Consider the following 11,821-nt stretch of genomic DNA (forward strand, 5'->3'; position numbering starts at 1 on the left):
ATTTCTCGCTGAAACGGTACCGTCCTTATAAAAGGACGGCAAAGCCGTTTCTACTTGTTATAGAAATGTATAGGTTTCACTGGAGAATCCCTCATAAGGAGGCTGCAGCTGGGGTTAACCTCTGCTTTACCCTTTTCTTCATCCAGTATTTAGATTATATTGTTGAAGAGGTGATAAACGTTGTCCGGCTTACTTACGAGAGCTTACAAGTCCTGCATTAACAATCCCTGGCCGTACCTATTGTTTCTGCTGGGGGCAATCGTTCGTATCATATACATAAATTCTATTCCTCCGGGACTGAACCAGGACGAAGCATCTATCGGCTATGATGCCTACGCCATTCTTCACTACGGGATGGACCGCAATGGTGTACATCTGCCTGTTCATCTTATCGCCTGGGGCAGCGGACAGAATGCGCTGTATGCCTACTTGTCCATGCCGTTTATTCTGCTGTTCGGCCTGACGCCGCTGTCTGTGCGGGCACTCAGTCTGGTCATGGGCTTGCTTGCCATGATTTTCTTCTACCTGATTATGAAACGGCTGTCCGCCTCATCCGGAGCAGGAATCGCTGCCATGTTCTTTATTGCAATCAATCCCTGGCATATTATGATGTCCAGGTGGGCGCTGGAATCGAATCTGTTTCCCACGATGATTCTGATAGCTGTGTACCTTCTGCTAAGATCCTTCGACAATCCGAGATGGTTTTATGCGTTTACCGGCATGCTGGCCCTCTCGCTGTATGCCTATGGAACAGCTTACTTTTTTGTCCCGTTATTTGCACTTGGTACGGCAATGCTTCTATTGTATAGCAAGATGCTTAAGCTCAGGACTCTCGTATGGAATGCCCTGCTGTTTGCAGTCATGGCACTGCCTATACTATTATTTATTGTTATTAACCGTTACTCCATGCAGGACATAGCCACTCCATTGTTCACTATTCCCAGGCTTACGATGCCGCGTGTGGAGGAGATCTCATCCGTGTTCAGCGGACAGCTGGGGAGGGCGGCTGCGGATAACTTCAGTGCATTCAGCAAGCTTATGCTTAGCGGGACTGACGGCTTGCCATGGAATTCAATTTCTCCTTATGGCTATGCGTACCCGATCGCGCTGCCCTTTGCGCTGCTGGGGCTGGTTGTCCTTATACATTCGTGGTGGACCAGGCGGCGGGAGAACGCAGGGTATGGAGTCTTGCTGCTCTGGTTCCTGATTGCCGTGCTGATGGCGTTTATTACAAGTGTAAACATCAACCGGATCAATATTATTTTTTATCCGTTCATCATGCTGGTAAGCGCCGGATTTGTGTGGCTTGCGGGGAGAGTCAAGGGAGCTGCCGTATTGGCCGCTGCAGTGTTTACAATATTTTTTGTCCTGTTCTCTAATGATTATTTCCGTGAGTTCCCCGGCCGGATCGGACCGGCTTTTTATGATTCTTTCGGTGAGGCGGTGCAGTATGCCTCCGAACACAGCCCGGGAGAAATCTATATTACCAATAATGTGAATATGCCCTACATTTATGTGCTGTTCTATGAGCGGATCAATCCGCAAGACTTCAAGGATTCCGCCGTTTACGCCAATCCGGGTGAAGCTTTCCAGCGTGTATCCTCCTTTGGGAGATACAGATTTGACGATTTGAACATGGTGCCTGCAAATGCCGCATATATCTTTGGGAATAGCTCTCCGCTTCCTGCGGCAAGTGCAGAATATACAGTTAAGCGTTTCGCCAACTACAGTGTAATGCTAACTAATGACAAAGCGGACGGGCTTCCGGCAGCTCCGGAGACTCCCGCTGCTGAATTTAGAAACGGGGGGTTTGAAGAAGGGACTTCGGGCTGGATATTCTCTGCGGGAACGGGAGTGGCTGACAATACGCCTTACGCCGGAACTAGGCTGGCTTATCTTGATGCGGGAGCTGACAGAAGCGTGTCACAGGTTTTTGCCGCGGCAGCCGGTGACTACAAGCTATCCGCCATGGTTAGTGCAGGCGGCAGCGGCGGCGGGAAGATCGGAATCCGTGCAGCCGGCACTGTGCTGGCAGAAGCCGAACTGCAGGCAGGGGAAGATTATCATCAGGTTACACTTCCTGCGGTCACGCTGGAGCAGGGGATGCAGGCAGAAGTTTACATAACCGGCGGTAACGGCTGGATTAACATTGACGAGGTGAGGGTGGAACGATGACCAAGAATACACGCGCGGCGGCAACCGTTATACTGATGCTCTTATTATTTATTCTTCCTGTAACAAACGTTTATGCTGAGGGGAATTTACTGCAGAATCCGGGTTTTGAGGATGGGGAGGACGGTGCGCCTGCCAGCTGGAGCAAAGATATGTGGATCTCGGGCGATGCCTCCGGTCTGCTGTCCGTTCAGTCCGAGGATGTTCACTCCGGCAGCAAAGCGGCAGTCATTGAGAACCTTGAACCCAATCACCTGAAGTGGGTACAGACGGTTGCCGTTTCGCCGGACAGCTACTATAAGATCTCGGGTTATGTCAAAATAGTCAGTACAGCAGGCGGGGGAATGGGTGCTAATATATTCCCGGTCGGGATTGGCGGCGGTTATCCCGCCACCCAGGATACAGCCGGCGAATGGCAGTATCTCGAGTTCATCGGCCAGACCGGCAAAGAGCAGACCGAGATCGGGATAGGTGCTGCCCTGGGCGGATATGCCAACCTGATTCAGGGCAAGGCCTATTTCGATGATCTGTCCGTAGAACAGCTGGATGCAGCTCCGGAAGGCGCGAACATTGTATCGCTGGACAGCGGGGCGCCGGCGGCCGGGGCGGATGCGGGCGGCGGGAGCCAGCCGGCAGAAACACCGCATAAGGTGTCACCTGCCAAGCTGCTGCTGATATCGGCAGTATTCAGTGTGTTCTTTGCTCTTTTATATCACAGAGCCTTCAGCAGTAAACGCCTGCTGAACCAGCAGGACGTGATCTATACACGCTGGCTGTATGTCCTGTTTGGGGTAGCGTTCATTCTGCGGATCTGGATTGGGCTGACTGCGCAGGGCTATCAGAATGATATGAATACATTCATGGCTTGGAGCCATCGCCTGACTGACCTTGGTCCGGGCAAGTTCTATGAAGAAGGCTATTTCGCGGATTACCCCCCAGGCTACTTATATGTACTGTACCTGCTGAGTCTGCTCCGCGGATTGTTTAATTTTGCGGGCGGATCAGGCGCAGAGACTGTGCTATATAAGCTGCCGGCCATCATCTCCGACCTCGTGCTCGGCTGGATCATCTACAAAGGCGCGCGTGCCAAGATCGGATCCGGACTTGCGATCGGGCTGATGATGCTGTTCCTGTTTAACCCGGCAGTGCTGATGGACTCTGCAGCGTGGGGACAAGCAGACTCCTTCTTCCTCATCTTCCTGCTGCTCAGCATAATGGGAGTAGTGGATAGAACCTTTGTACGCGCAGCGATCTTTTTCGCCATTGCCACACTGATCAAACCGCAGGCGCTGATTTTCACACCGGTCCTGATCTTTGCCTTCTATCATCACCGCGCCTGGAAGCAGCTTGCTCTGGGCGCTGTCTACGGACTGGGAATATTTGCTCTGCTCGCAGCCCCGTTCTTCTGGAATAACGGCGGTTTTGCCGGAGTGATTGATTTATATAAGAGCACTTTATCTTCTTATCCGTATTCTACAGTTAATGCATTCAATCTTTATGCTTTGACGGATCCGATGTGGTCAGCGCTTGATGTCACCTGGCTCGGCATACCTTACCGCATATGGGGCTTTATTTTCATACTTGTAGCGGTAGCTCTTGCAGCTTATTATTCCTTCAATACCAAGGACCGCAAGGATCTTTCTAAATCGTATTTCCTCGGCATGGTGCTGATCACGGTTGTCTTTGTATTTGGCACCAAAATGCATGAACGCTACCTGTATCCTGTTCTGCTCCTGTCTCTATTCACCTTCATTGAGAGCAAGGACCGGCGTTTCCTGACACTGTTTCTCGGATTCTCGCTGACTCAATATATTAATGTAGGCTATACGCTGGCCTATCTCAATACCGGCAGCAATCCGCCGACAGACGGAATTGTCCTGGTTACAGCGATTACTACCGTAGTTCTGGCATTATATCTGCTGTATGTTGGGTACGATGTATATATCCGCAAAGCAACAAAGCACCTGCCAGAGCCTGTTTCAACGCAGGCTGCATTTGAAGCAGATATGCGGCTTGCAGAGGGGATTCAGCCCCTTGCCAAGCAAGAACGTCGTTCCCCGCTGAAGCTGCAGCGCAAAGACTGGATCTGGATGATCGCGATCACGGTACTCTATGGAGCGCTTGCGCTTTATCATCTGGGGGATACCAAGTCGCCTGAGACCCTGTGGGAGCCTGCCGCCAGCGGCGAGAGCTTCTATGTGGATCTGGGGCAGGCCCACCAGCTGGAGCGGGTAAATATCTTCGGCGGTGTCGGCACAGGCAAGTTTCAGCTGGAGTTCAGCCAGACGCCGGATAATTGGAGCAGCCCGCTTGATGTGAGCGAGGATGTCGGCAATGTCTTCATTTGGAAAAGCCAGCCGCTGAACGTATCGGCAAGATACGTCAAGCTGACAGTCACCTCTCCGGGCTTCACCCTGAACGAAGTGGCGTTCTATGACAAGGAGGCACCGAAGACGCCTCTGCAAATTGCCGGTGTTACACCGGATGCCGCTGCGGCTCCCAAAAGAGGGACGCCAGCCAATCTGTTCGATGAGCAGTCCATGATCCCGGAGAACTCGAATTTCATGAACAGTACGTATTTCGATGAAATCTATCATGCACGGACCGCTTATGAACATTATCATGATATTGTCCCTTATGAGAATACGCACCCGCCGCTTGGCAAGCTGCTGATCGGTGCAGGCATGGAGCTGTTTGGCGTCAATCCGTTCGGCTGGCGTATCATCGGCACCCTGTTCGGCATTGCGATGCTGCCGCTGATCTATATCATGGCGATGCGGCTGTTCCGGAAGACTACCTATGCTGCATTAGCAGCCGGACTGTTCGCGCTGGACTTCATGCATTTCACCCAGACACGCATTTCAACGATTGATGTATACGGCGTATTCTTCATTATGCTGATGTTCTATTTCATGCAGCGGTATTATACGATGAACTTCTACCGTATGCCGCTGCGCACAACGCTGGTTCCGCTTTTCTGGTCCGGACTGTTCTTCGGAATCGGAGTGGCCTCTAAGTGGATTGTTCTCTACGGTGGAGCAGGACTTGCGGTGATGCTGGCGCTGGCGCTGTTTGAGCGGTATAGGGAGTATAAGGCCGCAGGCCGTCTGCTGGCTGAAGGCAAGCTGACCGGTCAGGAGCTCAAAGCTGCCTGCCGGACAGCGGACCAATCCTTCTGGAAGAACACCATCATCACATTGGCCAGCTGCATCATATTCTTCATTGCGATCCCGGTTATCATCTATAGTCTGTCCTTTGTCCCGGCGCTCTCTGCTTCAGCAGAAGGCTTCACCATTAAGGGACTGATTGATGCCCAGAAAAATATGTACAACTATCACAGCCAGCTTGTAGCAACGCATCCGTTCGCCTCCTCCTGGTGGGAGTGGCCGTTCATGAAACGTCCGGTATGGTTCTTCAGCGGCGGTGAAGGATTGCCGGAAGGCAAGGCCAGCAGTATCGTGACCATGGGGAATCCCCTCATCTGGTGGACAGGAATCTTCGCTATGCTGGCAGCCGTGTGGCTTACCGTGAAACGCCGGGACAAGAATCTGTACATGATCTGGATCGGGTTCTTCTCACAGTATGTTCCGTGGATGCTTGTGCCGCGTGAGACGTTCCTGTACCATTATTTTGCGATGGTGCCGTTTATGATTCTGTCGGTTGTCTATATCCTGAAGCTGCTTGACAGCAGATTCGGCGACGCCAAATACCTGCGGTATGCCTATGTGGCTGCTGCAGCCATCCTGTTTGTAATGTTCTATCCGGTGTTATCCGGAATGCAGGTTAACAGCAGTTATATCAATACTGTACTGCGCTGGTTCCCTTCCTGGGTATTCTAGGGGCACTATTTAAGAAGGCACATGTTTCAGAAGACAGTTTTATTGCGGGGTATCTCGTAGAAACTTATAGGAGGAACTAAGGTGAAAGCCAGATACAGTGTAATTGTCCCCATGTTCAATGAGGAGGAAGTCATTCAGGTAACCTATGAGCGGCTCAAAAAAGTAATGGATGGTTGCGGCGATTCCTATGAACTGGTTTTCGTCAATGACGGCAGCCGGGACCGCACGGCGGAGATCATGCGCGAGATCAGCAGCCGGGATGAGCATGTCAAGCTGATCGACTTCTCCCGTAATTTCGGCCACCAGGTGGCGATTACGGCTGGTATGGATTATGCCGAAGGCCAGGCAGTCGTGGTGATTGACGCAGACCTCCAAGATCCTCCTGAGGTTATTCTGCAGATGATTGCGAAGTGGAAAGAGGGCTACGAAGTCGTGTATGCCAAGCGGTTGAAGCGTCACGGGGAGACTTTATTCAAGAAAGTCACCGCTAAGATCTTTTACCGCCTGCTCAGCAGTATGACCAGTGTTGAAATCCCTACCGATACCGGGGACTTCCGGCTGATCGACCGTAAAGTCTGTGATGTGCTGCGCGGTCTGAAGGAGAAGAACCGGTATGTCCGGGGTCTGGTAAGCTGGGTAGGCTTCCGGCAGACCATGGTAGAATATGTGCGGGAGGAGCGCTTTGCCGGGGAAACGAAATATCCGCTCAAGAAAATGATCCGGTTTGCGCTCGACGGCATCACCTCCTTTTCCCACAAACCGCTCAAAATCGCATCTTATATCGGATTCTTTCTGTCCTTTTCCAGCTTCATCTATCTATTCCTGGTATTGTTCCAAAAAATCTTTACCTCCTGGACCGTACCCGGATGGGCATCTATAGTCGGCGTGAACCTGCTCTTCAACGGGATTGTACTGATGCTGCTGGGGGTAATTGGTGAGTATATCGGACGGATCTATGATGAGTCGAAGGACAGACCGCTCTATATTGTACGTGAGACCAAAGGCTATCCGGATGCGGAAATAGAAGACACGCGGAAGGAAAGCGATTATGCCAGATAAGAGATGGAGTGCGGGGTTCATCCAGTTCCTGAAATTCAATGCGGTAGGCCTGCTGAATACACTGATTGACTTTGCTGTATTCACACTGCTGCATTCCCTTGGGATGATCAACACCCCTGCGCAGATTATTTCCTATAGCGCCGGTACGGCCAACAGCTTCTTCTGGAACAAAAAGGTGACCTTTCGCGACCGGGACAGAGGTAATAAAGAGGGCTTCGACCGGATGCAGCTGGTTAGGTTTATCGTGCTGAACCTGGTGGTGCTTGGTATATCGGTGCTGCTGATTCATATATTGACCGATTCCCTTGGTATTCAAGTGTTGATCGCCAAAGTGCTGGTCACATTTGTTACGGTGATCATTAATTTCTTCGGAAGCCGGAAATGGGTATTCTGAAAATTAAGAAGCATTGCTTCTTAATTTTTTCCGGGAGGGTAACATCTATTCTATATTACGGAGGCGATTGTCATGCGGAAATTATCCTATTTGATTATACTTGCCGGGGTACTGATTATGCTCTATCCCAAAGGAAGCGAATGGTACAATGACCGTCAGCAGCAAAAGCTGCTGGAAGAGGCTGAACAGGCCTACAGTGAAATCGTTCCGTCTGCGTCAGCTCCGGCCAGTGCTGATCTAAGTAAGCCTTACGCGGAAGTAACCCAGCTGCTGGCGGATGAGTCGGCTGCGGAAGAGCCAGAACCCTCTGCTGCGCCTGAGATTGAAGTCGGAGGCAAGGTGATGGCAATCATCGAAATCGACAAAATAGATCTGAAGCTGCCTGTGCTGGAAGGCGCCACCAAGGCGAATATGAAGCATGCTGCTGCGCATATGAAGGAGACGGCTCCGCTTGGCTCTGCTGGGAATGCTGCAATTGCAGCGCATAGATCAAGAACTACGGGAAGGCTATTCAACAGATTGAATGAAGTTGGAGTCGGGGACACTATTTCCGTTACAACCGGCAAGCAGGCATACAATTATGTAGTTTATGATGTGACTATTGTGGAACCAACCGATGTATCCGTATTGAAAGGGAATAAGGATGACAAGATTCTAACACTCATTACTTGTGATCCGCTGGTGAATCCAACGCATAGACTTATCATTCACGCAAAGTTATCGTGATGTTTGTAGAATAATGACGGAAAAACTTAAAATACTTAAAATTTTTATTTGTTTTCGCGGAAATCTAGTGATTTAGGTCTTGATAATAGAAATAGATATGGTAAGATATAACTATACAAAGCTAATACACGATAAACGGCAAACCTATCGAAAGGTAGGGACGCAAAGCTAGAGGGCCTTCCCGTAAGGATGGCAGCCAGCTACCGAATGAAGAGGCTTTTTTTGTTTGTTCTTATTGTGAATCTAGCATTTTATGGTAGAAGCAAGGACAGATAAAGCTTATACGATAACGGCAAACCTATCGAAAGGTAGGGACGCAAAGCTAAAGGGCCTTCCCGTAAGGATGGCAGCCAGCTACCGAAAGGGGTTTTATCCAATGAAGAAGTTCTATTTAATGTTGGTTACACTATTCGTAGTGGTTACGTCGGTGCAGACAGGTACAGCTCAAGCTGCTAATGCGGATGCAAGCTGGTTGAACATAGGTCAACTTGATCAGGGTGTTATCGGAGTTTCTTATAATGTTCCTAAGGATAAGAAGATTAAGCTGATGATCACCAAAGATAATAACAGCTACACCTACAACTTATACACTTCCAAACCAACTGAAACATTCCCGCTTCAACAAGGTAACGGTTCATACAAGGTTTCCGTACTTGAGAACACTACCGGCAACAAATACAAAGTAATCTCTTCCGAGACGGTAGATCTTAGCCTGAGCAACGCCAACGCCGTATATCTGAGCTCCGTACAGAATGTTAAATGGAGTTCTTCCGATAAAGCAGTTCTGAAAGCAACACAGCTTACACAAGGTTTGACATCAGATGAAGACAAAGTGAAGGCTATCTATAATTATATCGTAGCCAATGTGAAATATGATTATTCCCTGGCTTCCAGTGTTACTACAGATTACATCCCTAACAACGACAGCACCTTGGCTACCAAGAAGGGGATCTGCTACGATTACGCTTCCTTGTTCGCTACTATGCTTCGCAGTGAAGGCATTCCTACCAAACTGGTTATGGGTAACACAAGTTATGTGACTTCTTACCACGCTTGGAATGAAGTGTTCCTTAATGGCAAATGGGTAACTATTGATACTACAGTTGATGCTGGACTTGCCAAGAACAGCAAAACAGCAGATCTGGTTAAAGTGGCAAGTAAATATACTGCAGCTAAGTTCTACTAAGAGCACAGATGCATTCATAGTTTCATTGAGGATAACCCGCTTAGTAACTAAGCGGGTTATTTTTATTTTGGAAAAGGTTGCTTTTTGGTAGAGAGATAGGGTATTATAAATAAGCGTTGTTGGAGCGGCAAACTTAATAAGAAATGACTTAAATAAGTGATTTCAAAATAAAGCTTGCATTACTCGAATGAACGTGATATATTATAAGAGTTGCTGGTGACGCGGTAAGCGCCGCTGACAACGAGCTTGATCTTTGAAAACTGAACAACGAGTGAGTATCGGAAATCACTTCGGTGAGATCCAAATTAGAGAATATAACAATTCTCGTCAGATGTTTCAAAATGAGCAATCGCTCTTTCTAAATACAATTTGGAGAGTTTGATCCTGGCTCAGGACGAACGCTGGCGGCATGCCTAATACATGCAAGTCGAGCGGAGTAAGAATGGAAGCTTGCTTCCATTCTTACTTAGCGGCGGACGGGTGAGTAACACGTAGGCAACCTGCCCTCAAGACTGGGATAACTACCGGAAACGGTAGCTAATACCGGATAATTTCTTTCCTCTCCTGAAGAGAGAATGAAAGGCGGAGCAATCTGCCACTTGGGGATGGGCCTGCGGCGCATTAGCTAGTTGGTGGGGTAACGGCTCACCAAGGCGACGATGCGTAGCCGACCTGAGAGGGTGAACGGCCACACTGGGACTGAGACACGGCCCAGACTCCTACGGGAGGCAGCAGTAGGGAATCTTCCGCAATGGGCGAAAGCCTGACGGAGCAATGCCGCGTGAGTGATGAAGGTTTTCGGATCGTAAAGCTCTGTTGCCAGGGAAGAACGTCCGGTAGAGTAACTGCTGCCGGAGTGACGGTACCTGAGAAGAAAGCCCCGGCTAACTACGTGCCAGCAGCCGCGGTAATACGTAGGGGGCAAGCGTTGTCCGGAATTATTGGGCGTAAAGCGCGCGCAGGCGGTCATTTAAGTCTGGTGTTTAAACCTTGGGCTCAACCTGGGGTCGCACTGGAAACTGGGTGACTTGAGTACAGAAGAGGAAAGTGGAATTCCACGTGTAGCGGTGAAATGCGTAGATATGTGGAGGAACACCAGTGGCGAAGGCGACTTTCTGGGCTGTAACTGACGCTGAGGCGCGAAAGCGTGGGGAGCAAACAGGATTAGATACCCTGGTAGTCCACGCCGTAAACGATGAGTGCTAGGTGTTAGGGGTTTCGATACCCTTGGTGCCGAAGTTAACACAGTAAGCACTCCGCCTGGGGAGTACGGTCGCAAGACTGAAACTCAAAGGAATTGACGGGGACCCGCACAAGCAGTGGAGTATGTGGTTTAATTCGAAGCAACGCGAAGAACCTTACCAGGTCTTGACATCCCGATGAAAGCATTAGAGATAGTGCCCCTCTTCGGAGCATCGGAGACAGGTGGTGCATGGTTGTCGTCAGCTCGTGTCGTGAGATGTTGGGTTAAGTCCCGCAACGAGCGCAACCCTTGACTTTAGTTGCCAGCAGGTTAAGCTGGGCACTCTAGAGTGACTGCCGGTGACAAACCGGAGGAAGGTGGGGATGACGTCAAATCATCATGCCCCTTATGACCTGGGCTACACACGTACTACAATGGCCGGTACAACGGGAAGCGAAACCGCGAGGTGGAGCCAATCCCAGCAAAGCCGGTCTCAGTTCGGATTGCAGGCTGCAACTCGCCTGCATGAAGTCGGAATTGCTAGTAATCGCGGATCAGCATGCCGCGGTGAATACGTTCCCGGGTCTTGTACACACCGCCCGTCACACCACGAGAGTTTACAACACCCGAAGTCGGTGGGGTAACCCGCAAGGGAGCCAGCCGCCGAAGGTGGGGTAGATGATTGGGGTGAAGTCGTAACAAGGTAGCCGTATCGGAAGGTGCGGCTGGATCACCTCCTTTCTATGGAGAATCGTCACCTGCAACGGTGACATTCAAATCGGAAGCTAAAGCTTCCACAATAGAACCTTCGGGTTCGGACACTCACTCGTGTTCAGTTTTGAAAGAGCAAGTCTCTTTCGTATGCGTTTGGTGGCGATAGCGGAGGGGTTCCACACGTACCCATCCCGAACACGACCGTTAAGCCCTCCAGCGCCGATGGTACTTGGACCGAAGGGTCCTGGGAGAGTAGGACGCCGCCAAGCGAACAATCAATTTATTGGTTGATTCACAATGTTATCTGTTATATGGGCTTTTAGCTCAGTTGGTTAGAGCGCACCTCTGATAAGGGTGAGGTCGGTGGTTCGAGTCCACCAAGGCCCACCATATAACATTTTAGAATTGAATACCTATATGGGGCCATAGCTCAGCTGGGAGAGCGCCTGCCTTGCAAGCAGGAGGTCAGCGGTTCGATCCCGCTTGGCTCCACCAATACTTCTTTACAAGATTATATGCAAGAACTTGATCCTTGAAAACTGGATACC

General features: G+C 50.0%; 6 protein-coding genes, 2 tRNA genes, 2 rRNA genes and 2 riboswitches. All 10 genes read left to right on the forward strand.

All coding sequences use genetic code 11. The features are described from left to right. The first annotated feature begins 180 nt into the window (after positions 1-180). The 10 genes from NSQ73_RS33535 to NSQ73_RS33580 all read left to right on the forward strand — a co-directional run bounded on the left by NSQ73_RS33535 (position 181) and on the right by NSQ73_RS33580 (position 11,768). Positions 181-2,175: a hypothetical protein gene (locus tag NSQ73_RS33535; RefSeq protein WP_340990492.1), complete on the forward strand. Its 1,995-nt coding sequence runs from the start codon at positions 181-183 to the stop codon at positions 2,173-2,175. Further along, a complete protein-coding gene (locus NSQ73_RS33540) occupies positions 2,172-6,011 on the forward strand; it encodes a phospholipid carrier-dependent glycosyltransferase (RefSeq protein ID WP_340990494.1) in 3,840 nt (1,279 codons plus the stop codon). The genes NSQ73_RS33535 and NSQ73_RS33540 overlap by 4 nt, the downstream gene beginning before the upstream one ends. 81 nt (positions 6,012-6,092) lie before the next feature. Then, positions 6,093-7,070, forward strand: coding sequence for a glycosyltransferase family 2 protein (locus NSQ73_RS33545; protein ID WP_081956361.1), 978 nt, complete (start codon positions 6,093-6,095; stop codon positions 7,068-7,070). After that, on the forward strand, positions 7,060-7,464 hold the full coding sequence (locus NSQ73_RS33550; protein WP_340990496.1) for a GtrA family protein: 405 nt from the start codon (positions 7,060-7,062) through the stop codon (positions 7,462-7,464). Before NSQ73_RS33545 ends, NSQ73_RS33550 begins: the two co-directional genes overlap by 11 nt. A gap of 72 nt (positions 7,465-7,536) precedes the next feature. Continuing rightward, a complete protein-coding gene (locus NSQ73_RS33555) occupies positions 7,537-8,190 on the forward strand; it encodes a class D sortase (protein ID WP_042133377.1) in 654 nt (217 codons plus the stop codon). Positions 8,191-8,317: 127 nt separating this feature from the next. Continuing rightward, a riboswitch (cyclic di-GMP riboswitch) is annotated at positions 8,318-8,398 on the forward strand. A gap of 73 nt (positions 8,399-8,471) precedes the next feature. Further along, positions 8,472-8,552: riboswitch (cyclic di-GMP riboswitch) on the forward strand. A 32-nt stretch (positions 8,553-8,584) separates the two neighbouring features. Further along, positions 8,585-9,376, forward strand: a complete 792-nt coding sequence (locus NSQ73_RS33560) for a transglutaminase-like domain-containing protein (protein ID WP_246354543.1) — start codon at positions 8,585-8,587, stop codon at positions 9,374-9,376. Positions 9,377-9,742: 366 nt separating this feature from the next. Then, positions 9,743-11,300, forward strand: a 16S ribosomal RNA gene (locus NSQ73_RS33565). Between the two features lie 125 nt (positions 11,301-11,425). Beyond that, positions 11,426-11,542: ribosomal RNA gene (rrf, locus tag NSQ73_RS33570) — 5S ribosomal RNA — on the forward strand. A 44-nt stretch (positions 11,543-11,586) separates the two neighbouring features. Beyond that, positions 11,587-11,663, forward strand: a tRNA-Ile gene (locus NSQ73_RS33575). A 29-nt stretch (positions 11,664-11,692) separates the two neighbouring features. Further along, positions 11,693-11,768: transfer RNA gene (locus tag NSQ73_RS33580), tRNA-Ala, on the forward strand. Positions 11,769-11,821 lie beyond the last annotated feature (53 nt).

The organism is Paenibacillus sp. FSL R10-2736, assembly GCF_038000245.1.
In the GTDB taxonomy this organism is placed as follows: Bacteria; Bacillota; Bacilli; order Paenibacillales; family Paenibacillaceae; genus Paenibacillus_AQ; species Paenibacillus_AQ phytohabitans.